Annotated in this window: 19 protein-coding genes, 2 tRNA genes and 1 rRNA gene; 16 read left to right on the top strand and 6 right to left on the bottom strand. The window is 54.3% G+C overall.

Annotated features, from left to right (window positions below):
* Positions 1-11 precede the first annotated feature (11 nt).
* From rrf to AB1287_RS17025, 3 genes are all read left to right on the top strand, one after another.
* A 5S ribosomal RNA gene (gene rrf / locus AB1287_RS17035) occupies positions 12-127 on the top strand.
* A 55-nt stretch (positions 128-182) separates the two neighbouring features.
* Positions 183-259 (top strand) — tRNA-Asp (locus AB1287_RS17030).
* Between the two features lie 53 nt (positions 260-312).
* Positions 313-388: transfer RNA gene (locus tag AB1287_RS17025), tRNA-Trp, on the top strand.
* 96 nt (positions 389-484) lie between these two features.
* Here AB1287_RS17025 and hdfR read toward each other — a convergent pair.
* Complete coding sequence (gene hdfR / locus AB1287_RS17020; protein WP_312628739.1) at positions 485-1,306, bottom strand: HTH-type transcriptional regulator HdfR; 822 nt, start codon at positions 1,304-1,306, stop codon at positions 485-487.
* 118 nt (positions 1,307-1,424) lie between these two features.
* On the opposite strand from hdfR, the gene AB1287_RS17015 reads away from it, so the two are divergent.
* The gene (locus AB1287_RS17015) at positions 1,425-1,763 is read left to right on the top strand and encodes a DUF413 domain-containing protein (protein WP_097164579.1); all 339 of its coding nucleotides are present in this window, start codon (positions 1,425-1,427) and stop codon (positions 1,761-1,763) included.
* Positions 1,764-1,787: 24 nt separating this feature from the next.
* On the opposite strand, the gene AB1287_RS17010 is transcribed toward AB1287_RS17015, so the two are convergent.
* Positions 1,788-3,308 (bottom strand): YifB family Mg chelatase-like AAA ATPase, encoded by a 1,521-nt coding sequence (locus tag AB1287_RS17010; protein WP_435618515.1) that lies wholly within the window; start codon positions 3,306-3,308, stop codon positions 1,788-1,790.
* Positions 3,309-3,634: 326 nt separating this feature from the next.
* On the opposite strand from AB1287_RS17010, the gene ilvL reads away from it, so the two are divergent.
* The 6 genes from ilvL (at position 3,635) to ilvA (ending at position 10,183) form a co-directional block, all read left to right on the top strand.
* The gene (gene ilvL, locus AB1287_RS17005) at positions 3,635-3,733 is read left to right on the top strand and encodes an ilv operon leader peptide (RefSeq protein ID WP_001311244.1); all 99 of its coding nucleotides are present in this window, start codon (positions 3,635-3,637) and stop codon (positions 3,731-3,733) included.
* A gap of 138 nt (positions 3,734-3,871) precedes the next feature.
* Complete coding sequence (ilvG, locus tag AB1287_RS17000) at positions 3,872-5,518, top strand: acetolactate synthase 2 catalytic subunit (RefSeq protein WP_435618514.1); 1,647 nt, start codon at positions 3,872-3,874, stop codon at positions 5,516-5,518.
* Positions 5,515-5,778 (top strand): acetolactate synthase 2 small subunit, encoded by a 264-nt coding sequence (ilvM, locus tag AB1287_RS16995; RefSeq protein ID WP_097164576.1) that lies wholly within the window; start codon positions 5,515-5,517, stop codon positions 5,776-5,778. Before ilvG ends, ilvM begins: the two co-directional genes overlap by 4 nt.
* 17 nt (positions 5,779-5,795) lie before the next feature.
* Entirely contained in the window at positions 5,796-6,725 is a 930-nt protein-coding gene (locus AB1287_RS16990) for a branched-chain amino acid transaminase (RefSeq protein ID WP_312628745.1), read from the top strand.
* A 60-nt stretch (positions 6,726-6,785) separates the two neighbouring features.
* A complete protein-coding gene (ilvD, locus tag AB1287_RS16985) occupies positions 6,786-8,636 on the top strand; it encodes a dihydroxy-acid dehydratase (RefSeq protein ID WP_435618513.1) in 1,851 nt (616 codons plus the stop codon).
* A 2-nt stretch (positions 8,637-8,638) separates the two neighbouring features.
* Entirely contained in the window at positions 8,639-10,183 is a 1,545-nt protein-coding gene (gene ilvA / locus AB1287_RS16980) for a threonine ammonia-lyase, biosynthetic (protein ID WP_435618512.1), read from the top strand.
* Here ilvA and ilvY read toward each other — a convergent pair.
* On the bottom strand, positions 10,180-11,070 hold the full coding sequence (ilvY, locus tag AB1287_RS16975; protein WP_312628748.1) for an HTH-type transcriptional activator IlvY: 891 nt from the start codon (positions 11,068-11,070) through the stop codon (positions 10,180-10,182). The genes ilvA and ilvY overlap by 4 nt on opposite strands.
* A gap of 151 nt (positions 11,071-11,221) precedes the next feature.
* Here ilvY and ilvC point away from each other — a divergent pair, with 151 nt between their 5' ends.
* Positions 11,222-12,697: a ketol-acid reductoisomerase gene (ilvC, locus tag AB1287_RS16970; RefSeq protein WP_312628749.1), complete on the top strand. Its 1,476-nt coding sequence runs from the start codon at positions 11,222-11,224 to the stop codon at positions 12,695-12,697.
* Between the two features lie 85 nt (positions 12,698-12,782).
* Here the strand turns inward: ilvC and ppiC are convergent, their stop codons facing one another.
* Positions 12,783-13,064 carry a peptidylprolyl isomerase PpiC gene (gene ppiC / locus AB1287_RS16965; protein ID WP_013099282.1) on the bottom strand — a complete coding sequence of 94 codons (282 nt, stop codon included), beginning with the start codon at positions 13,062-13,064 and terminating at the stop codon, positions 12,783-12,785.
* Positions 13,065-13,147: 83 nt separating this feature from the next.
* Here ppiC and rep point away from each other — a divergent pair, with 83 nt between their 5' ends.
* Complete coding sequence (rep, locus tag AB1287_RS16960; protein ID WP_435618511.1) at positions 13,148-15,172, top strand: DNA helicase Rep; 2,025 nt, start codon at positions 13,148-13,150, stop codon at positions 15,170-15,172.
* Between the two features lie 36 nt (positions 15,173-15,208).
* On the opposite strand, the gene gppA is transcribed toward rep, so the two are convergent.
* Both gppA and rhlB read right to left on the bottom strand, forming a co-directional pair.
* The gene (gene gppA / locus AB1287_RS16955; protein WP_312628840.1) at positions 15,209-16,696 is read right to left on the bottom strand and encodes a guanosine-5'-triphosphate,3'-diphosphate diphosphatase; all 1,488 of its coding nucleotides are present in this window, start codon (positions 16,694-16,696) and stop codon (positions 15,209-15,211) included.
* A 7-nt stretch (positions 16,697-16,703) separates the two neighbouring features.
* Entirely contained in the window at positions 16,704-17,975 is a 1,272-nt protein-coding gene (rhlB, locus tag AB1287_RS16950; protein WP_435618510.1) for an ATP-dependent RNA helicase RhlB, read from the bottom strand.
* 152 nt (positions 17,976-18,127) lie between these two features.
* Here rhlB and trxA point away from each other — a divergent pair, with 152 nt between their 5' ends.
* The 4 genes from trxA (at position 18,128) to wzzE (ending at position 22,450) form a co-directional block, all read left to right on the top strand.
* Positions 18,128-18,457, top strand: a complete 330-nt coding sequence (gene trxA, locus AB1287_RS16945) for a thioredoxin TrxA (RefSeq protein ID WP_097164566.1) — start codon at positions 18,128-18,130, stop codon at positions 18,455-18,457.
* A gap of 337 nt (positions 18,458-18,794) precedes the next feature.
* Entirely contained in the window at positions 18,795-20,054 is a 1,260-nt protein-coding gene (rho, locus tag AB1287_RS16940; protein WP_097164565.1) for a transcription termination factor Rho, read from the top strand.
* A 232-nt stretch (positions 20,055-20,286) separates the two neighbouring features.
* Complete coding sequence (wecA, locus tag AB1287_RS16935; protein WP_435618509.1) at positions 20,287-21,390, top strand: UDP-N-acetylglucosamine--undecaprenyl-phosphate N-acetylglucosaminephosphotransferase; 1,104 nt, start codon at positions 20,287-20,289, stop codon at positions 21,388-21,390.
* Between the two features lie 13 nt (positions 21,391-21,403).
* Positions 21,404-22,450, top strand: a complete 1,047-nt coding sequence (gene wzzE / locus AB1287_RS16930; RefSeq protein WP_435618508.1) for an ECA polysaccharide chain length modulation protein — start codon at positions 21,404-21,406, stop codon at positions 22,448-22,450.
* Positions 22,451-22,482 lie beyond the last annotated feature (32 nt).

Genomic DNA, 22,482 nt, shown 5'->3' with positions numbered 1-22,482 from the left:
AACAGAATTTGCCTGGCGGCAACAGCGCGGTGGTCCCACCTGACCCCATGCCGAACTCAGAAGTGAAACGCCGTAGCGCCGATGGTAGTGTGGGGTCTCCCCATGCGAGAGTAGGGAACTGCCAGGCATCAAATTAGCAGTAAACCGGGGTATGAAACCGGCAGAAGTAGAAAAAATTCGGTGGAGCGGTAGTTCAGTCGGTTAGAATACCTGCCTGTCACGCAGGGGGTCGCGGGTTCGAGTCCCGTCCGTTCCGCCACTTATTAAAATATTAAGCCTGCTTTATTGCGGGCTTAATAGTAAGAAAAATTTAGGGGCGTAGCTCAGTTGGTAGAGCACCGGTCTCCAAAACCGGGTGTCGCGAGTTCGAGTCTCTCCGCCCCTGCCATCTATAATCCTTTGTTTCGGCAAAGGATTTTTTTTTTGCTTTGAATTCAACAAATCTCTCTTTCTGCTTCTGATCAAATATGAAAGTGCCAGAATATCATTCCAGCACAGCAACCTTCAGGATCTCACGAATCTGTGACTGCTTATCACTGTTTTGCAGCCAAATTGCATACAGTGGTCGTGAAAGCGTCGCGCTATCAGAAACCGTGTGTAATCCCCCCTTCATTTTTGCCCAGTTCATTGGTAACCAGGCGCAACCTTCGAGTGGCATAAGCTGTTGGCGTGCAAGTTCCGCGGAACTGGTTGTCAGCAGTGGAACATCATCATGAGCGAGCAGGCCTGCTTCATGCTGTTGAAAATCAGGACCCCATTCCAGACGAAGATAATTCAGATTGGCTTTTACCTGCGAAGGCGTTGCGCAATAGAGCGCCAACGTGAAATGCCCCAACAGCTGGCTGCTGAACTCATCCATTTTGGGGGCTTCAGTGGTGATCAAAAGATCCAGCTGGCGTTCATGGAGCTGTTTGACCAGTGATTGCCGCTGAGCAATACGCGCCTCAAACTGCAGCGTATTATGGACCGGGTAAAGCTGCCCCAGCCACTCATTGAGCATACATTCCCAGAGAGAAGCGCTGGCACCGATGGAGAATTCATTGTGTCGGGAGGTGTTTGCCACTTCCTTTCTGGCGGATTGCCACGTGCTCATTAACGTTTCGGCATAGGGGAGAAGCTTTTCTCCAGCTGCCGTCAGGCGAATGTTATTGCGGTGACGGGTAAAAAGGTTCACGCCCAGTTGGTTCTCAAGCTGACGAATACGAAAGCTGACGGCTGATTGCGTCAGGTACAACGCTTCGGCCGCACGCCCGAAGTGACGCGTTCGGCTCACTTCCAGGAAAGTTTTGAGCAATTCCGTATCCACACTCTTCTCCACAAAAATATTTGTCGTGTTGATTTAAATGTTTTGTTTGACGCTCTGTCAAGCGTAACTAATACTCCGCGCCATAAATAGCTCAGCCAAAGAATCAGGAGCGTGTAGGATGGCGGAAAGCTTTACGACGACTAATCGTTTTTTCGACAATAAAAATTATCCGCGTGGGTTCTCCCGTCATGGTGACTTCACCATCAAAGAGGCTCAGCTGCTGGAACGCCACGGTTATGCGTTTAATGAGCTGGAGTTGGGGAACCGTGAGCCAGTAACCGAAGATGAAAAGCAGTTTGTTGCCGTTTGCCGTGGTGAACGCGAGCCCGCGACAGAGATTGAACGCGTATGGATCAAATACATGGCGCGTATCAAACGGCCAAAACGCTTTCATACGCTGTCAGGCGGTAAACCGCAGGCAGAAGGTGCAGAGGACTACACCGAAAGCGACGATTGATAAAAGGGGCCCAGGCCCCTTTTTTTATGCCATCATTTTTTGCAAATGGATAAGTAACCTTTCAACTGCGCGGTATCCCAGCGCTTCCTGCAAATGCGACCGTGTTATCTGTTCTGTTCCGGCGAGATCGGCAATGGTTCGAGACACTTTGATAAGCCTCTGCCAGGCGCGAATGGATAACCCAAGATGGGTTAGAGCCTGCTCCAGCCACACCGCATCTTCTGGTATGAGCGCACACTGAATTTTAATTTCATGATTTTCCAGCCACGCATTGAGTTTACCTTGGCGGACTAACTGCATTTGCTGTGCAGCAACGACTCTGCTTTTTATCGTCTGGCTACTTTCTCCTTTTTCAGGAGGTTGGCTCAACAGGCCAGGCGGCGGCGGCGGAACTTCCAGTGACAAATCAAACCTGTCCAGAAAGGGTCCGGACAGGCGTGCCAGATAGCGTAAAACCTGCTCCGGAGAGCTGCGATTGTGGTTTCCCTGATAATGGCCGGTCGGGCTTGGATTCATGGCCGCGATGAGTTGAAAGCGTGCCGGATAGGAAATCTTTGCTCGCGTGCGTGAGATATGAATTTGCCCCGATTCAATAGGTTCACGCAGGGCATCCAGAACCCGACGTTCAAACTCGGGAAGCTCATCAAGAAATAAGATCCCATTATGGGCCAGTGAAATTTCGCCCGGGGCGGGTATTGCACCCCCACCGACCATGGCCGTTAGCGAGGCGCTATGGTGAGGCGCTCGGAATGGGCGTTTACGCCATTGTTTATGCACTTGCCCTGTCCCAACCAGACTCAAAATAGCAGCGCTCTCCAGCGCCTCCTGATTACTCAGAGAGGGAAGAATGCCGGGTAGCCGGCTGGCAAGCATTGTTTTTCCTGTTCCGGGTGGCCCTATCAGAAGCAAGTTATGCCCGCCTGCCGCGGTGATCTCCAGAGCCCGTTTACCCTGCTGCTGCCCGATGACGTCGCTCAGATCGGCTTCCGCTACTGTATCCACTTCTGGCATAGGCTCAGGGTGTGGTAGTTCAACCCGTCCCTCCAGAAAGGCACAAACTTCCTGTAAGTGATTGGTGATAAAACAGTCTGCTCCACCAATCAATCCGACCTCAGGGGCATTTTCTGCTGGCAAAACGATCTGTCTCCCACACCTTAGTGCTTCCATTGCCCCAGAAATGGCACCGGTAACGCCGCGTATCGCTCCGGTAAGTGCGAGTTCGCCGACCAGCTCAAACTGACCAAGCCTGGTCGTGTTGAGCTGCTCAGAGGCCGCCAGAAGCGCAATGGCAATGGGCAAATCGTAACGTCCACCTTCCTTGGGTAAATCGGCAGGGGCCAGGTTGATGGTGATTTTCTTGGCCGGAAATTCATAACCGCTATTAATAATTGCGCTTCTGACCCGATCGCGAGCCTCTTTCACGGCTGTTTCCGGCAGACCAACCATGGTTAACCCCGGTAATCCGCTACTGATATGCACTTCAACGGTGATGAGTGGCGCGTTTACGCCGAGGGCTGCGCGGGTGTAAATAATCGACAATGACATAATGCCTCCGTGTATATGCAGTATGTCCGTCTGATGAATGTCAGCAATTAATTAGGTGGGATTTTACGAGCATAATTCATGCTTTTTTCATTGTTTTCATGCTTGTTGCAGACAATTGGGAGCCTGATCGATAAATGTTGTATGAGCCTCTGCTGTATTGATCCTGTGAAGAATTTTCATCATTGGAGTTTCTTATAAAAAACAATACTTTTTGTCATTTTCGTTAATCCGATCGGCAATCTCATTATAAAAAAACATTGCTATCTCATCAGCCCCTGTGATAACTCTTTAGGTATTCCTTCGACACGAAGCCAAAAGTAAAGAAAATGACAGCCCTTCTACGAGTGATTAGCCTGGTCGTGATTAGCGTGGTGGTGATTATTATCCCACCGTGCGGGGCTGCACTTGGACGAGGAAAGGCTTAGTAATCAAGCCTTAACGAACTAAGACCCCCGCACCGAAAGGTCCGGGGGTTTTTTTATGGCCGTATAAAACTAAGAGGAGCAGAAGATGACAGTCAGCATAAAATTCTGTTTCTCACGAACAGCAACGGGGAAGTAACTATGAATGGGGCTCAGTGGGTGGTACATGCGTTGCGGGCGCAGGGAGTCGAAACTGTTTTCGGCTATCCTGGTGGCGCAATTATGCCGATATACGATGCATTGTATGACGGCGGCGTGGAACATCTGCTGTGTCGACACGAACAGGGCGCTGCGATGGCAGCCATTGGCTTTGCTCGTGCCACAGGTAAAACCGGCGTATGTATGGCTACATCCGGCCCCGGGGCAACCAACCTGATCACCGGTCTTGCTGATGCGTTGCTGGATTCCGTACCCGTTGTGGCGATCACCGGCCAGGTTGCCTCGCCGTTTATTGGCACGGATGCGTTCCAGGAAGTGGACGTCCTCGGTTTATCACTTGCCTGCACCAAGCACAGCTTCCTGGTGCAATCGTTGGAAGAGTTGCCGCGCGTGATGGCTGAAGCTTTCGAGGTGGCAAACTCAGGCCGTCCTGGCCCTGTTCTGGTTGATATCCCGAAAGATATCCAGGTGGCCAGTGCAAATCTTGAACCGCATTTTTCTACTGTTGAAGACAAAAACGATTTTCCGCATGAAGAGGTCGCCCTGGCGCGCGAGATGATCGCCCAGGCCCGCCAGCCAATGCTCTATGTCGGCGGTGGGGTTGGCATGGCGCAGGCAGTACCAGCGTTGCGTGAGTTTATTTCTGTTACGCAGATGCCTGTTACCTGCACGCTGAAAGGGTTGGGAGCCGTTAAGGCTGACTACCCGTATTACCTGGCGATGCTGGGTATGCACGGCACCAAAGCGGCGAACCTCGCCGTACAGCAGTGTGATTTGCTGATCGCCGTTGGGGCACGCTTTGATGACAGAGTTACCGGCAAGCTGAATACGTTCGCGCCGAATGCCAAAGTTATCCATATGGATATCGATCCTGCGGAGCTGAACAAGCTTCGCCAGGCACATGTTGGTTTGCAGGGTGATTTGAACGCACTGCTGCCCGCCTTACAGCAGTCACTGAACATCGACGCATGGCGCAAGCAGACTGCTGAGCTTAAAACTGAACATGCCTGGCGCTACGATCATCCCGGTGAGGCTATCTACGCGCCGCTGCTGCTCAAACAGCTTTCCGATCGCAAGCCTGCCGACAGCGTAGTGACCACCGACGTGGGCCAGCATCAGATGTGGTCGGCGCAGCACATGACTTACACTCGCCCGGAAAACTTTATCACCTCCAGCGGGCTTGGCACGATGGGCTTTGGCCTGCCTGCTGCGGTAGGGGCGCAGGTAGCACGCCCGGAAGATACGGTGATCTGTATCTCCGGTGACGGCTCTTTCATGATGAACGTGCAGGAGCTCGGCACCGTCAAACGCAAACAGCTGCCGCTGAAAATCGTTTTGCTCGATAACCAACGTTTAGGCATGGTGCGCCAGTGGCAGCAACTGTTCTTCCAGGAGCGTTACAGTGAGACGACGCTCAACGATAACCCCGATTTCCTCACGCTTGCCAGTGCCTTCGGCATTCCTGGCCAGCATATTACCCGTAAGGATCAGGTTGAAGCGGCTCTCGATGCGATGCTGAACAGCAAAGGGCCTTACCTGCTTCATGTCTCAATCGACGAACTCGAAAACGTCTGGCCGCTGGTTCCGCCGGGTGCCAGTAATGCAGAAATGCTGGAGAAATTATCATGATGCACCATCAGGTAGCCGTCCAGGCTCGCTTCAACCCCGAAACCTTAGAACGCGTTTTGCGCGTTGTCCGTCACCGTGGCTTTCAGATTTGTGCCATGAATATGGAAACCGCCACCGACGCGCAGAACATAAATATCGAATTGACCGTTGCCAGTCTTCGCCCAGTCGAATTACTGTTTAGTCAGTTAAGCAAACTGGTGGACGTCGCTCGCGTCGAGATCCAGCAACGAACAACATCATCACAACAAATCCGCGCCTGAGCGCAAAAGGAAGAACAATGACGACGAAAAAAGCTGATTACATCTGGTTCAACGGTGAGATGACTCCATGGGGCGAGGCGAAAGTCCACGTGATGTCCCATGCCCTGCACTACGGAACGTCCGTGTTCGAAGGCATCCGTTGCTACGACTCTCACAAAGGCCCGGTGGTGTTCCGTCATCGTGAACACATGCAGCGTCTGCATGATTCAGCCAAGATTTATCGTTTCCCGGTTTCCCAGAGCGTGGATGAGCTGATGGAAGCCTGTCGTGAAGTGATCCGTAAAAACAACCTGACCAGCGCCTATATTCGTCCACTGGTGTTTGTGGGTGATGTGGGCATGGGCGTTAATCCGCCAGCTGGTTACAGCACCGATGTGATCATTGCTGCTTTCCCTTGGGGAGCTTATCTCGGCGCAGAAGCGCTGGATCAGGGGATCGACGCAATGGTTTCATCCTGGAATCGCGTAGCGCCAAACACCATTCCAACCGCGGCGAAAGCGGGCGGGAACTACCTTTCTTCCCTGCTGGTTGGCAGCGAAGCGCGCCGTCATGGTTATCAGGAAGGGATCGCGCTGGACGTAAACGGCTATATCTCTGAAGGCGCAGGCGAAAACCTGTTTGAAGTGAAAGACGGGATTCTGTTTACGCCACCATTCACCTCTTCAGCGCTGCCGGGCATCACCCGTGATGCCATCATCAAGCTGGCGAAAGACCTGAATATCGAAGTCCGCGAGCAGGTGCTTTCCCGCGAATCGCTGTACCTGGCGGATGAGGTGTTCATGTCCGGTACCGCGGCAGAAATCACGCCGGTACGCAGCGTCGACGGTATCCAGGTGGGCGAAGGCCGCTGCGGCCCGGTCACTAAACGCATCCAGCAAGCCTTTTTTGGCCTCTTCACCGGCGAAACAGAAGATAAATACGGCTGGCTGGATCAGGTTAATCCATAAGTATAAATTTGGGACGGCACGCACCGTCCCGCTAAATTGTCAGACGGGAGTAAACAGAGCATGCCTAAGTACCGTTCCGCCACTACCACCCATGGCCGTAATATGGCGGGTGCCCGCGCGCTGTGGCGCGCCACCGGAATGACCGATGCCGATTTTGGCAAGCCGATCATTGCCGTCGTGAACTCGTTTACCCAGTTCGTGCCGGGCCACGTCCATCTGCGCGACCTCGGTAAACTGGTTGCTGAGCAAATCGAAGCGTCCGGCGGCGTAGCGAAAGAGTTCAATACTATCGCCGTGGATGACGGGATCGCCATGGGCCACGGCGGCATGCTGTATTCCCTGCCGTCACGTGAGCTGATCGCCGACTCCGTGGAGTACATGGTGAATGCCCACTGCGCCGATGCGATGGTCTGTATCTCCAACTGCGACAAAATCACCCCCGGGATGCTGATGGCTTCTCTGCGCCTCAACATTCCGGTGATCTTCGTTTCCGGCGGTCCGATGGAGGCCGGAAAAACCAAGCTGTCCGATCGGATCATCAAGCTGGATCTGGTCGATGCAATGATTCAGGGCGCAGATCCGAAGGTTTCTGACGAACAGAGCGAACAGATTGAACGTTCCGCCTGCCCGACCTGCGGCTCCTGTTCCGGGATGTTTACCGCTAACTCGATGAACTGCCTGACCGAAGCGCTGGGCCTCTCTCAGCCAGGCAACGGTTCGCTGCTGGCAACTCACGCTGACCGTAAAGAACTTTTCCTCAACGCCGGCAAGCGTATCGTCGAGCTGACTAAACGTTATTACGAGCAGGACGACGCCAGCGCGCTTCCACGCAGCATTGCCAGCAAAGCGGCATTCGAAAACGCCATGACGCTGGATATCGCCATGGGTGGTTCCACCAACACCGTTCTGCACCTGCTGGCAGCCGCGCAGGAGGCTGAAATCGACTTCACCATGAGCGACATCGATAAGCTTTCCCGCAAAGTCCCGCAGCTGTGCAAAGTGGCGCCAAGCACCCAGAAATACCACATGGAAGACGTTCACCGTGCGGGCGGCGTGCTCGGTATTCTCGGCGAGCTGGACCGTGCCGGACTGATGAACCGTGACGTGAAAAATATACTCGGACTTTCACTGCCGCAGACGCTCGATCAATACGATGTCATGCTGACCAAAGACGACGCGGTGAAAACGATGTTCCGTGCAGGTCCGGCGGGTATCCGCACCACACAGGCCTTCTCTCAGAACTGCCGTTGGGACACGCTGGATGACGATCGCGCTGAGGGCTGTATCCGTTCACTGGAAAATGCCTACAGCAAAGACGGTGGCCTGGCTGTGCTGTATGGCAACTTTGCGGAAAACGGCTGCATCGTGAAAACGGCAGGCGTGGACGACAGTATTCTGAAATTTACCGGCCCGGCCAAAGTCTACGAAAGCCAGGACGACGCAGTTGACGCGATCCTCGGTGGGAAAGTGGTGGCGGGCGATGTGGTCGTTATCCGCTACGAAGGGCCGAAAGGCGGACCGGGAATGCAGGAAATGCTCTACCCGACCACATTCCTCAAATCCATGGGCCTCGGCAAGGCCTGTGCGCTGGTGACAGACGGGCGCTTCTCCGGCGGCACATCCGGTTTGTCCATCGGCCACGTTTCTCCGGAAGCGGCCAGCGGTGGCAACATTGCCATCATCGAAGATGGTGACCTGATCGAAATTGACATCCCGAACCGTGGCATCCAACTGAAGCTGAGCGATCAGGAAATTGCCGCACGCCGTGAAGCGCAGGAAGCCCGTGGTGATCAGGCCTGGACACCGCGCAGCCGTGAGCGTCAGGTGTCGTTCGCCCTGCGTGCTTATGCAAGCCTGGCCACCAGTGCGGACAAAGGCGCTGTACGCGATAAATCTAAACTTGGGGGCTAATCATGGCCGAATCCCAACCGCTATCCGCCGCCCCTGAGGGGGCGGAATATCTCAGAGCGGTGCTGCGCGCGCCGGTCTACGAAGCTGTGCAGGTTACGCCGCTTCAGAAAATGGAAAAAATCTCCTCGCGCCTCGACAATGTGGTGCTGGTGAAGCGCGAAGACCGTCAGCCGGTGCATAGCTTCAAGCTACGCGGGGCATACGCAATGATGGCTGGCCTGACCGAAGAGCAGAAATCACGTGGAGTGATTACCGCATCGGCAGGTAACCACGCGCAGGGCGTGGCGTTTTCCTCCGCTCGCCTCGGCCTCAAAGCGCTAATCGTCATGCCGGTGGCGACAGCCGATATCAAAGTTGATGCCGTGCGCGGCTTCGGCGGCGAAGTGTTACTGCACGGCGCTAACTTCGATGAGGCGAAAGCCAAAGCTATCGAACTGTCGCAGCAGCAGGGCTTTACCTGGGTGCCCCCGTTCGATCATCCGATGGTGATCGCCGGGCAGGGCACGCTGGCGCTCGAGCTGTTACAGCAGGATGCGCATCTCGATCGCGTTTTCGTGCCGGTGGGCGGCGGCGGTCTGGCGGCGGGCGTGGCGGTGCTAATCAAACAGCTGATGCCGCAGATCAAAGTCATTGCGGTGGAAGCTGAAGATTCAGCGTGCCTGAAGGCGGCGCTGGACGCCGGGCATCCGGTCGATTTGCCGCGCGTTGGGCTTTTTGCCGAAGGTGTGGCGGTTAAGCGCATCGGGGATGAAACCTTCCGTCTGTGCCAGGAATACCTGGACGATATCGTCACCGTAGACAGCGATGCTATCTGCGCGGCGATGAAAGATTTGTTCGAAGACGTGCGTGCAGTGGCGGAACCGTCCGGTGCGTTAGCGCTTGCGGGAATGAAAAAGTACATCGCGCAGCACAACATCCGCGGCGAGCGTCTGGCGCACGTGCTTTCTGGCGCAAACGTCAACTTCCACGGCTTACGGTATGTCTCCGAGCGCTGCGAACTGGGCGAACAACGTGAAGCCCTGCTGGCAGTGACCATTCCTGAAGAAAAGGGCAGCTTCCTCAAGTTTTGCCAGCTGCTTGGCGGGCGTTCAGTGACGGAGTTTAACTACCGCTTCGCCGATGCTAAAGACGCCTGTATTTTCGTGGGTGTGCGGCTAAGCCGCGGGCTTGAAGAGCGGAAAGAGATCCTTAACCTACTTCGCGATGGCGAATACAGCGTGGTGGATTTGTCAGACGATGAAATGGCGAAGCTGCACGTTCGCTACATGGTTGGTGGGCGTCCGTCGAAGCCGTTGCAGGAGCGTCTCTACAGCTTCGAGTTCCCGGAGTCGCCGGGGGCGTTGCTGAAGTTTCTCTACACGCTCGGTACGCACTGGAACATTTCGCTGTTCCACTACCGCAGCCACGGCACCGACTATGGCCGCGTGCTGGCGGCGTTTGAGTTAGGTGAACACGAGCCGGATTTTGAAACCCGCCTCAACGAGCTGGGTTACGACTGCCACGACGAAACCAACAACCCGGCGTTCAGGTTCTTCCTCGCGGGTTAGTGATTCGGTAGAATCGACCAGAACGCATCAATCAGCGGCTCATGCAGCCGCTTTTTTTGTCCGCAAACGCCAAGCTCGAACGGCGTTTTCTCATCGCTGCGCTCCAGAATCATCACACGGTTACGCACCGGCTCCGGGCTGTTCTCCAGTACGATCTCAGGAATTAACGCTACGCCGCACCCCAGCGCCACCATTGATACCATCGCTTCATGCCCGCCTACCGTGGCGTAAATCGACGGATTGCTGATTTTGTGGCGGCGGAACCACAGCTCAATACGGCGACGCACCGGCCCCTGATCGGCCATGATAAATGGAACGGTTGACCAGTCCGGTGCATCAACGGATACCTGATTACGTACCGGGCAGGGCAACGCCGGGGCGATCAGCACGACGGCCAGATTCTCCAGCATCGAAAATGCCACCGCGCCCGGCAGCGTTTCCGGCTTACCGGCTATCGCCAGATCGGCTTCGCCGGTGACGACTTTGTCCATAGCATCGGCGGCATCGCCCGTCGTCAGTTTAATTTCCACCGAGGGATGCTCGGCGCGGAAACGATCGAGAATCGGCGGCAGATGGCTGTAGGCCGCAGTCACCGAACAGAAAATGTGGAGTTCTCCCGAGAGCGACGGGCCTTGCTGATCGAGCGTGTGGCGCAGCTGCTGATACTGCAGCAGCGTCTGCTGGGCAAATACCCGTAGCTCCTCGCCCGCTTCGGTCAGGGTTACCGTACGGTTGTCGCGCACAAACAGCGGCTGGCCGAGATCCTCTTCGAGACGCTGGATCTGGCGCGAAAGCGTGGAGGGGCTGACGTGCATCGCCCGCGCGCTGCGGCCAAAATGGCGGCTTTCGGCCAGATGCAGGAAAGTTTTCAGATCGCGTAAATCCATAAGCGGGCCACCCTTTTTTACGTTGCAGTTATTGCAATGTGACGTTGTGAATATATCAATTTCCGCAATAAATTTCCTGTTGTAATGTGGGTTCATTCTCGCTGAAAGGCGACCCGAACAATAAGACAGTACAACATCACGAGGAATCACCATGGCTAACTACTTCAACACACTGAATCTGCGCCAGCAGCTGGCTCAGCTGGGCAAATGTCGCTTCATGGCGCGCGACGAATTCGCCGATGGCGCGAGCTACCTTCAGGGCAAAAAAGTGGTTATCGTCGGCTGTGGTGCGCAGGGTCTGAACCAGGGCCTGAACATGCGTGATTCCGGTCTGGATATCTCCTACGCGCTGCGTAAAGAAGCGATTGCTGAGAAGCGTGCTTCCTGGCGTAAAGCGACTGAGAACGGTTTTAAAGTCGGCACTTACGAAGAGCTGATCCCCCAGGCGGATCTGGTTGTTAACCTGACGCCGGACAAGCAGCACTCTGACGTAGTGCGTTCCGTTCAGCCGCTGATGAAAGACGGTGCGGCGCTGGGCTACTCCCACGGCTTCAACATCGTGGAAGTGGGCGAGCAGATCCGTAAAGACATCACCGTCGTGATGGTGGCACCGAAGTGCCCGGGTACGGAAGTGCGCGAAGAGTACAAGCGTGGTTTCGGCGTGCCGACCCTGATTGCGGTTCACCCGGAAAACGATCCGAAAGGCGAAGGCATGGCAATCGCTAAAGCCTGGGCTGCGGCCACCGGTGGCCACCGTGCGGGCGTGCTGGAATCTTCCTTCGTTGCGGAAGTGAAATCCGATCTGATGGGCGAGCAGACTATTCTGTGCGGTATGCTGCAGGCCGGTTCTCTGCTGTGCTTCGATAAACTGGTGCAGGATGGTACAGACCCGGCCTACGCAGAAAAACTGATTCAGTTCGGCTGGGAAACCATCACCGAAGCGCTGAAGCAGGGCGGCATTACGCTGATGATGGATCGTCTCTCCAATCCGGCGAAAGTGCGTGCGTATGCGCTGTCCGAGCAGCTTAAAGAGATCATGGCGCCGCTGTTCCAGAAGCACATGGATGACATCATCTCTGGTGAGTTCTCCTCCGGCATGATGGCTGACTGGGCGAACGACGACAAGAAACTGCTGGGCTGGCGTGAAGAGACCGGGCAAACCGCGTTTGAAAATGCCGCGCAGTTTGACGGTAAAATCGGCGAGCAGGAATACTTCGATAAAGGCGTACTGATGATCGCGATGGTGAAAGCGGGCGTTGAGCTGGCGTTCGAAACCATGGTCGATTCCGGCATCATTGAAGAGTCAGCTTACTACGAATCCCTGCATGAGCTGCCGCTGATTGCGAACACCATCGCCCGTAAGCGCCTGTACGAAATGAACGTGGTTATCTCTGATACAGCAGAATACGGTAACTACCTGTTCTCTTACGCCTGTGTGCCGCTGTTGAAGGAGTTCATGACCACGCTGCAAACCGGCGATCTGGGCAAAGCGATTGCTGAAGGCGCGGTAGACAACGCCCAGCTGCGCGACGTGAACGAAGCGATTCGCAGCCATGAGATCGAGAAAGTGGGTAAAAAACTGCGCGGCTATATGACTGATATGAAGCGTATTGCTGTAGCGGGTTAACCCTATTGGTCGGGTGGCGCTTCGCTTACCCGACCTACAAAAACGTAAATGTAGGCCGGGTAAGGCGGAGCCGTCACCCGGCTTTTTATTTCCGATAAAGAACTTTAATGACGTGATAACCGAACTGGGTGTGCAGCGGGCCGGTAGGTTCCAGCACCGGGCAGGAGAAGACGACTTTATCGAACGCCGGCACCATCTGGCCCTGGCGGAATTCGCCTAAGTCGCCGCCTCTTTTGCCTGACGGGCAGATAGAATGCTTCTTCGCCAGCTTGCCGAAGTCGGCGCCGTTTTTAAGCTGCTCCAGAAGATCGAGTGCCAGTTTCTCTTCCTTTACAAGGATATGCAGTGCTGCTGCTGTTTTTGCCATGATCGTGCCTTGAGTGGTGTGGTTCAGGCTCGCTATACTAGCATGCTCTATTTCTGCCCTCCCGTTTTTCATTGAGTGACCCTATGCGTTTAAATCCCGGACAACAACAAGCCGTCGAATTCGTCACCGGACCCTGCCTGGTGCTGGCGGGAGCGGGATCCGGCAAAACTCGCGTGATCACCAACAAAATTGCGCATCTGATCCACCAGTGTGGCTATCAGGCGAAGCACATCGCGGCGGTGACGTTCACCAATAAAGCGGCACGCGAGATGAAAGAGCGTGTTGCGCAGACGATGGGCCGTAAGGAAGCGCGCGGTCTGATGATCTCGACGTTCCATACTCTGGGGCTGGAGATCATCAAGCGTGAGTTTGCGGCGCTGGGGATGAAATCGAACTTTTCGCTGTTTGATGACACCGACCAGGTCGCGTTGCTCAAAGAGTTAACGGAAGGGTTAATCGAAGACGATAAGGTTCTGCTACAGCAGCTGATCTCGACGATCTCAAACTGGAAAAACGATCTGATGACGCCTGCGCAAGCGGCAGCGCAGGCGAAAGGCGAACGCGATCGTATTTTTGCCCATTGCTACGGGCTTTACGATGCGCACATGAAAGCCTGCAACGTCCTTGATTTTGACGATCTGATCCTGCTGCCGACGCTGCTGTTGCAGCGTAATGAAGAGGTGCGCGAACGCTGGCAGAACAAGATTCGCTATCTGCTGGTGGATGAATACCAGGATACCAACACCAGCCAGTATGAGCTGGTGAAGCTGCTGGTGGGCAGCCGGGCACGTTTTACCGTGGTGGGCGACGACGATCAGTCAATCTACTCCTGGCGTGGCGCGCGACCGCAAAACCTGGTGCTGCTGAGCCAGGATTTCCCGAAACTTCAGGTGATTAAGCTCGAGCAAAACTACCGTTCTTCAGGCCGAATTTTGAAAGCCGCCAACATTCTGATCGCCAACAACCCGCACGTATTTGAGAAAAAACTCTTCTCCGAACTGGGGTATGGTACAGAGCTGAAAGTGCTCAGCGCCAACCATGAGGAGCATGAAGCTGAGCGCGTGGCCGGGGAACTTATCGCCCATCACTTTATCAACAAAACGGAATATAAAGATTATGCGATCCTGTATCGCGGCAATCACCAGTCGCGGGTGTTTGAAAAGCTGCTAATGCAAAACCGCATTCCGTACCGGATTTCTGGTGGCACCTCGTTCTTCTCACGGCCTGAAATCAAAGATCTGCTGGCTTATCTGCGTGTGCTGACCAATCCGGATGACGACAGTGCATTCCTGCGTATCGTTAACACGCCGAAGCGCGAGATTGGTCCGGCAACGCTGCAAAAGCTCGGTGAATGGGCGACCACGCGCAGCAAAAGTATGTTCGCCGCAAGCTTTGATATGGGACTGACGCAAACTCTGACCGGGCGCGGATATGAATCCCTGACTCGTTTTACCCACTGGCTGGGCGAGGTGCAGCGGCTGGCTGAGCGTGAACCCGTTGCTGCCGTGCGCGATCTGATTCACGGTATCGACTACGAATCCTGGCTATTTGAAACCTCGCCAAGCCCGAAAGCGGCTGAAATGCGCATGAAAAACGTCAACACGCTGTTTGGCTGGATGACGGAGATGCTCGAAGGTTCCGATCTTGAAGAGCCGATGACCCTGACGCAGGTGGTCACGCGTTTCACCCTGCGTGACATGATGGAGCGCGGTGAAAGTGATGAAGATCTCGATCAGGTTCAGTTGATGACCCTGCATGCGTCCAAAGGGCTGGAGTTCCCGTACGTTTATCTGGTTGGCATGGAAGAGGGACTGCTGCCGCACCAGAGCAGCATCGACGAAGACAATGTCGATGAGGAACGCCGCCTGGCTTATGTGGGCATCACCCGGGCGCAGAAAGAGCTGACGTTTACGCTGTGCAAAGAGCGTCGCCAGTACGGTGAGCTGGTGCGCCCGGAGCCGAGTCGTTTCCTGCTGGAATTACCGCAGGATGATATCGTCTGGGAGCAGGAGCGAAAGGTCGTATCGGCAGAAGAGCGGATGCACAAAGGACAAGCGAACGTGGCGAATATCAAAGAGATGCTGGCAAAAGCTAAGGCGAAACAGTAGGCCCGGTAAGCGTAGCGTTACCAGGCTATTCCGATCTTATTCGACCGTCAAAGGCCAGTGCACGTAACTCTGCCACTGGCTTTCCTGCAACACCAGTTCTGCTCCGAGTGGGTGTGCCGCCAGCCAGCCTGTTGGTAGCATCAGCGTTAACGTTTCCCCTTCGGCCTTCAGCGTAATTTCAGGTAACAGGTCATCCCGACGGCGGCCTGCAAACAGGATCGCCAGACGTAGCAGGCGGCAAAGTCTGTCTGCAACGCGCGGTGGGACGGCATTCTGCTGATGAAGCGAAGGAAGATCTACCGGGTTGGTCTGATTGAGCACCAGCGTCGCCAGCAGTTTTTTTTGCGCAGGCGTAAAGCCCGGCAAATCAAGGTTTCGGACCAGATAGGCGGCGTGCTGCGGTGCTTGTTTAAAATCGACGCTCAGGCCAATTTCATGCAGATAGCAGGCACTTAGCAGCAAATCACGGCTTAGTGGCTCAATTTCCCAGCTGTTTCCGACCTGATCGACGAAGTGCGACGCTAATTGCGCTACGCGCTGAGCCTGTTCGGTGTCGACCATAAAGCGGCGCTGAATGTTGCGCAGCGTCCGGTTGCGGATATCCTGATCGACGGCCAGATGCAGCATGCCATAGACCAGTCCTTCGCGCAGCGCGCCGCCCGCGAGCGTCATGCAGGTGATACCGAGCTCATTGAAGATGGCCAGTAAAATGGCGAGCCCGCTCGGGAATACCAGCGCACGTTCGAGCGTCAGCCCTTCAATTTCCAGCTCTTCAAGACGGCCACACTGGATAGCGCGCTGTTTAAGCTGCTCGAGCTTGGCAAGCGTAATGCGCTCATCCATGCCCTGCGCCATCATGATTTCCTGCAGAGCCTGTACGGTGCCTGACGCGCCAACGCATACTTTCCAGCCGTGGTGTTTTAGCTCATCGGCTACAGGACGAAGAACTTCACGCGCGGCCTGTTCGGCGGCATCAAAATGCGCTTGTTCGAGATTGCGATCGGTAAAAAACCGTTCGAGCCAGGTGACGCAGCCCATTGATAAACTGAAAAGAGAAGTGGTTTGTGCGCCTTTGCCGGTCACCAGTTCGGTACTGGCTCCGCCGATATCCACCACCAGACGGCGATCGTCCCCGCCCGTGGTGTGCGCCACGCCCTGGTAAATCAGACGTGCCTCTTCTTCACCAGTAATAACCTGAACCGCGCAGCCGAGGATCTCCTGCGCTCTGGCAATAAACTCATCGGCGTTGACGGCGAGACGAAGCGTGGCTGTGGCCACTACGCGAATTTGTGCGTGGGGAATATCCTGCAGGCGCTCCGCAAACAAGCGCAGGCATTGCCAGCCCCGTTCCATGGCCTCCGACGACAGCGTGTTATCGCTGTTTAGCCCGGCGGCCAGCCTGACTTTGCGCTTAATGCGCGTCAGGGTTTGAATGCTCCCCGCCACTTCGCGCACAACCAGCATATGAAAACTATTGGAACCGAGATCGATAGCTGCATAAAGCGAAGAGGCGGCACTGAGCATAGGGCGTTTAACCTGAACGTCGACGGTTACGTGGAGCGCCGCCGCCTGAACGGCGTGGACCATTGCCTGGGCGTGAACGCGTCAGACGCAGGGCTCTAGGCAGATCGGTCATTAGCGCGTCCGGGTTGTACTTGCTCTGCGGAATCGAGTGACCGATGTAGGTTTCGATAGCGGGCAGATTCAGCGCGTACTCTTCGCAGGCAAGGCTGATGGAGTGGCCGCTGGCACCTGCACGACCCGTACGGCCGATGCGGTGAACATAGTCTTCGCAGTCGTCTGGCAGATCATAGTTGAAGACGTGCGTGACGGCTGGAATGTGCAGACCACGGGCAGCGACGTCCGTGGCGACCAGAATGTCGAGATCGCCGCGGGTGAACTCTTCCAGAATGCGCAGGCGCTTTTTCTGCGCTACGTCGCCGGTCAGCAGGCCTACGCGATGACCGTCGGCAGCCAGGTGGCCCCAGATGTCTTCGCAGCGGTGCTTGGTGTTGGCGAAGATGATGGCGCGATCCGGCCACTCTTCTTCTACCAGCGTTTGCAGCAGACGCATTTTCTCTTCGTTAGACGGATAGAAAAGTTCTTCTTTAATGCGGTGGCCGGTTTTCTGTTCCGGTTCGACTTCCACATACTCGGCGTTGTTCATTTGCTCGAACGCCAGTTCGCGTACGCGGTAAGAAAGGGTCGCGGAGAACAGCATGTTCAGACGCTGTGTGGCTGGCGGCATGCGACGGAACAGCCAGCGGATGTCTTTGATAAAGCCCAGATCGTACATGCGATCCGCTTCATCAAGCACCACGACCTGGATAGAGCCCAGATTGATATGATTCTGCTTCGCGTAGTCAATCAGACGGCCGGTGGTGCCGATCAGAATATCGACGCCGCTTTCCAGCACCTTCAGCTGTTTGTCATAGCCGTCGCCGCCGTATGCGAGACCAAGCTTGAGACCGGTGGCGTTAGCCAGCGGCTCTGCATCTGCATGAATCTGCACAGCCAGCTCGCGCGTAGGCGCCATGATCAGCGCGCGTGGCTGGTTGACCTGGCGGTTCTCTGCGGCCGGGTGAGAGAGAAGATAATGGAACGTTGACGTCAGGAACGCCATCGTTTTGCCGGTTCCGGTTTGCGCCTGACCTGCAACGTCACGACCTGCAAGCGTCAGCGGAAGCGCCAGAGCCTGAATAGGTGTGCAGTTATGAAACCCTTTTTTTTCAAGGGCTTCGACGACTTTAGGGTGCAGGGCGAAGTCGGAAAACTTCTGTTCTGTTAAATGTGTTTTGCTCATAGTGTGGTAGAATATCAGCTTACTATTGCATTAAGAAAGCGTATCCGGTGAAATAACGTCAACCTTTTAGTTGGCTAAAGCAACATCAACATGACGTTGATTGTTGATTAATGCTACACCAACACACCAGGCTTTTTCCTGTGGAGTTATATATGAGCGATAAAATTATTCACCTGACTGACGATAGTTTTGACACGGACGTACTCAAAGCTGACGGGGTTACCCTCGTTGATTTCTGGGCAGAGTGGTGCGGTCCGTGCAAAATGATTGCTCCGATTCTGGATGAAATCGCTGAAGAGTTCGAAGGGAAGCTGACCGTTGCGAAACTGAACATCGATCAGAACCCGGGCACTGCACCGAAGTACGGCATCCGCGGTATCCCGACGCTGCTGCTGTTCAAAAACGGCGAAGTGGCCGCGACCAAAGTTGGCGCGCTGTCTAAAGGCCAGCTGAAAGAGTTCCTCGAAGCAAACCTCGCCTAATTCCGTACTGGGCTAATATGGCGTCCGCTGTTCCGAAAATGTCGGGACTGCTGGACGCCCGCCCTGAGTCGTGCTAAGTTAACGTTGACTTCGTTTTAAACATACCTTATGTAGTTTGAATCTGATTTAGCCAAACACTTCCCGTAGCACCTCGTAATACATACGCGTGAAGTTGATAGATTCCAGGCTCATCACTTTTTCCGTCTCGTCGTTTCAGTTCTGCGCTCTTTCCTTTGACCAGGCAGCGAACAGACATAAGTTGATGGCCGTAAACAGGCATGGATGATCCTGCCATACCATTCACAACAACCGTTCGAGATTTACCCCTCACACCACTATGAATCTTACCGAATTAAAGAATACGCCGGTTTCTGAGCTGATCACTCTCGGCGAAAATATGGGGCTGGAAAACCAGGCCCGCATGCGCAAACAGGACATCATCTTTTCTATCCTGAAGCAGCACGCAAAGAGTGGCGAAGATATCTTTGGCGACGGTGTGCTGGAGATTCTGCAGGATGGATTTGGTTTCCTCCGCTCCGCAGACAGCTCCTACCTCGCCGGTCCCGACGACATCTACGTATCCCCCAGCCAAATCCGCCGTTTCAACCTCCGCACAGGTGACACCATTTCCGGTAAGATTCGTCCTCCAAAAGAGGGTGAACGTTACTTCGCACTGTTGAAAGTTAACGAAGTTAACTACGACAAGCCGGAAAACTCGCGTAACAAAATTCTGTTCGAGAACTTAACGCCGCTGCACGCGAATTCTCGTCTGCGCATGGAGCGTGGTAACGGTTCTACCGAAGACTTAACCGCACGCGTTCTGGATTTGGCATCGCCAATCGGCCGCGGTCAGCGTGGTCTGATTGTGGCACCGCCGAAAGCCGGTAAAACCATGCTGCTGCAGAACATCGCGCAGAGCATTGCGTATAACCATCCTGACTGTGTACTGATGGTGCTGCTGATTGACGAACGTCCGGAAGAAGTAACCGAAATGCAGCGCCTTGTGAAAGGCGAAGTGGTTGCCTCGACCTTCGACGAACCGGCGTCTCGCCATGTGCAGGTTGCTGAGATGGTTATCGAGAAGGCTAAGCGCTTGGTTGAGCACAAGAAAGACGTTATCATTCTGCTCGACTCCATTACCCGTCTGGCACGTGCTTACAACACCGTGGTACCTGCTTCCGGTAAAGTACTGACCGGTGGTGTGGATGCTAACGCCCTGCATCGTCCTAAGCGCTTCTTCGGTGCGGCACGTAACGTGGAAGAGGGTGGCAGCCTGACTATCATCGCGACTGCGCTGATCGATACCGGCTCCAAAATGGATGAAGTAATCTACGAAGAGTTTAAAGGCACCGGTAACATGGAGCTGCATCTCTCCCGTAAGATCGCTGAAAAACGCGTCTTCCCGGCTATCGATTACAACCGTTCTGGTACCCGTAAAGAAGAGCTGCTCACCACTCAGGAAGAGCTGCAGAAAATGTGGATCCTGCGCAAAATCATCCATCCAATGGGCGAAATTGACGCGATGGAGTTCCTCATCAATAAGCTGGCGATGACCAAAACCAACGACGACTTCTTCGACATGATGAAACGTTCGTAAGATCTTCAGCCTGCAAAAAATGCCACGCTACTGCGTGGCTTTTTTTTTTGCGGCATATGCAGAGCTTCACTTTCAGGTGATGGAAGACCACTTTATTCCGAATTGCTCTCATAACCCGGATATTTTTGGTTGGAATACAATCAACTTCCGAAAAACTCAGCCTGATTTCCCTTCAGGAGAACCGCTATCATGAGTATACTTTCGCTAATGATTTTCCCTGAGAGCACGCATTGTGAGTTTACTGGCGGCATGCGCTGATCTGATCAGTATTTTTTTGTTCACAACCTTATTCCTTTTTTTCGCTCGCAAAGCAGCCAAAAAGGTTGGTTTAGTGGATAAACCTAACTACAGAAAACGCCACCAGGGCATGATCCCTCTGGTCGGTGGCATTTCTGTGTTCGCTGGTGTGAGCTTTACGTTCGGCGTTGTGGATTACTACATTCCGCATGCCATGTTGTATCTGAGTTGTGCCGCTGTATTGGTATTCATTGGTGCGCTAGACGATCGTTATGACATCAGCGTGAAGTTTCGCGCAATGGTTCAGGCAGTGATTGGTATCGTGATGATGGCGAAAGCTAAACTGTATCTCAGCAGTTTAGGGGACATTTTTGGTTCATGGGAATTGGTACTGGGCCCTTTCGGTTATGTTCTCACTCTTTTTGCTGTCTGGGCGGCGATTAATGCCTTCAATATGGTGGATGGTATTGATGGCCTGTTGGGTGGCCTCTCCAGTATCTCTTTCGCAGCAATGGGTATGATCCTGTGGTTTGACGGTCAGTACAGTTTGGCGATGTGGTGCTTTGCGATGATTGCCGCCATTTTGCCTTATGTTCTTCTGAATTTGGGCGTGCTGGGTCGACGATATAAAGTCTTTATGGGTGATGCTGGCAGCACCTTGATTGGTTTTACCATTATCTGGATTTTGCTGGAAACTACACAAGGGAAAACGCATCCAATCAATCCGGTCACTGCATTGTGGATCATTGCCATTCCATTGATGGATATGGTTGCAATTATGTTCCGCCGTTTGCGTAAAGGAATGAGCCCTTTCTCCGCTGACAGGCAGCACATCCATCACTTAATCATGAGAGCCGGATTTTCTTCCCGGCAGGCTTTTGTGCTGATCACTCTAGCCGCCGCTTTGCTGGCTGCTGTTGGTGTGGTGGGTGAATATACGCGCATTATTCCGGAATGGGGCATGTTGTTATTGTTTATGCTTGCCTTTTTTGTGTACGGTTACTGCATCAAACGAGCCTGGAGAGTGGCGCGCTTTATCAAACGCGTGAAGCGACGTATTCGTCGGCATAGCAATAATACGCACCATTTAACCAAATAATTCTGGAAGAGAGATGACACAACCACTACCGGGAGCAAACTCAGTGAGCGCTGAAAATGAACTGGATATTCGCGGTCTGTTTTGTACGTTATGGGCGGGAAAACGCTGGATTGTCGGGATAGCGGTCCTGTTTGCTCTGATTGTGCTTGTCTACACCTTCTTTGCCCGGCAGGAGTGGAGCGCGACGGCGATCACCGATAAGCCGACGGTCAATATGCTGGGAGGGTATTACTCTCAGCAGCAATTTTTGCGCAACCTGGATATCAAGGCCAATCTGGCCAGCGCCGATCAGCCTTCGGTGATGGATGAGTCCTATAAAGAGTTCATCATGCAGCTGGCATCCTGGGATACCCGCCGTGATTTCTGGCTGCAGACTGACTACTTCAAACAGCGTAAATCCGGCAACGCGCGCGCGGATGCCGCGTTACTCGACGATCTGATTAACGATATTCAGTTTACGCCGGGCGATGCGCTAAAAAACCTGAATGACAGCATCAAGCTGGTGGCGGAAACCGCCCCGGATGCCAACAACCTGCTGCGCCAGTATGTTGCCTTCGCAAGCCAGCGTGCCGCAAGCCATCTTAATGATGAACTGAAAGGCGCATGGGCCGCCCGTACGATTCAGATGAAAGCGCAGGTGAAGCGTCAGGAAGAGGTCGCGAAGACCATTTACGATCGCAAAATTCACAGCGTTGAGCAGGCCCTGAAAGTGGCACAGCAGAACAATATTTCCCGCAGCGAAACGGACGTCCCGGCCGAGCAGCTTCCTGACTCCGAACTGTTCCTGCTTGGGCGCCCAATGCTGCAGGCGAGGCTGGAAAACCTGCAGTCCGTTGGCCCGGATTTCGACCTGGATTACGATCAGAACCGCGCCATGCTGACCACGCTCAATGTGGGTCCAAGTATGGACACTCGTTTTCAGACCTACAGGTATTTGCGAACGCCTGAAGAACCGGTAAAACGCGATAGCCCTCGCCGCGTATTTCTGATGGTGATGTGGGGTATCGTGGGGGCGCTGATTGGCGCAGGCGTTGCGTTAGCACGCCGCCGTCAGCAGTAGCCGCACTTTATTTGATGGAGGCTACAATGCCC

The sequence above is a fragment of the Scandinavium sp. UTDF21-P1B genome (assembly GCF_040750395.1).
Taxonomy (GTDB): Bacteria; Pseudomonadota; Gammaproteobacteria; order Enterobacterales; family Enterobacteriaceae; genus Scandinavium.
The sequence above is the reverse complement of the archived record's forward strand: the minus strand, read 5'-3'. Positions and strand labels throughout refer to the sequence as shown.

Excerpts from the sequence above, each read along its gene's own strand:
- AB1287_RS17015 (WP_097164579.1), top strand. The coding sequence starts at position 1,425 with ATGGCGGAAAGCTTTACGACGACTAATCGTTTTTTCGACAATAAAAAT.
- AB1287_RS17010 (WP_435618515.1), bottom strand. The coding sequence starts at position 3,308 with ATGTCATTGTCGATTATTTACACCCGCGCAGCCCTCGGCGTAAACGCG.
- ilvL (WP_001311244.1), top strand. The coding sequence starts at position 3,635 with ATGACAGCCCTTCTACGAGTGATTAGCCTGGTCGTGATTAGCGTGGTG.
- ilvG (WP_435618514.1), top strand. The coding sequence starts at position 3,872 with ATGAATGGGGCTCAGTGGGTGGTACATGCGTTGCGGGCGCAGGGAGTC.
- ilvM (WP_097164576.1), top strand. The coding sequence starts at position 5,515 with ATGATGCACCATCAGGTAGCCGTCCAGGCTCGCTTCAACCCCGAAACC.
- AB1287_RS16990 (WP_312628745.1), top strand. The coding sequence starts at position 5,796 with ATGACGACGAAAAAAGCTGATTACATCTGGTTCAACGGTGAGATGACT.
- ilvD (WP_435618513.1), top strand. The coding sequence starts at position 6,786 with ATGCCTAAGTACCGTTCCGCCACTACCACCCATGGCCGTAATATGGCG.
- ilvA (WP_435618512.1), top strand. The coding sequence starts at position 8,639 with ATGGCCGAATCCCAACCGCTATCCGCCGCCCCTGAGGGGGCGGAATAT.
- ilvY (WP_312628748.1), bottom strand. The coding sequence starts at position 11,070 with ATGGATTTACGCGATCTGAAAACTTTCCTGCATCTGGCCGAAAGCCGC.
- ilvC (WP_312628749.1), top strand. The coding sequence starts at position 11,222 with ATGGCTAACTACTTCAACACACTGAATCTGCGCCAGCAGCTGGCTCAG.
- ppiC (WP_013099282.1), bottom strand. The coding sequence starts at position 13,064 with ATGGCAAAAACAGCAGCAGCACTGCATATCCTTGTAAAGGAAGAGAAA.
- rep (WP_435618511.1), top strand. The coding sequence starts at position 13,148 with ATGCGTTTAAATCCCGGACAACAACAAGCCGTCGAATTCGTCACCGGA.
- gppA (WP_312628840.1), bottom strand. The coding sequence starts at position 16,696 with ATGCTCAGTGCCGCCTCTTCGCTTTATGCAGCTATCGATCTCGGTTCC.
- rhlB (WP_435618510.1), bottom strand. The coding sequence starts at position 17,975 with ATGAGCAAAACACATTTAACAGAACAGAAGTTTTCCGACTTCGCCCTG.
- trxA (WP_097164566.1), top strand. The coding sequence starts at position 18,128 with ATGAGCGATAAAATTATTCACCTGACTGACGATAGTTTTGACACGGAC.
- rho (WP_097164565.1), top strand. The coding sequence starts at position 18,795 with ATGAATCTTACCGAATTAAAGAATACGCCGGTTTCTGAGCTGATCACT.
- wzzE (WP_435618508.1), top strand. The coding sequence starts at position 21,404 with ATGACACAACCACTACCGGGAGCAAACTCAGTGAGCGCTGAAAATGAA.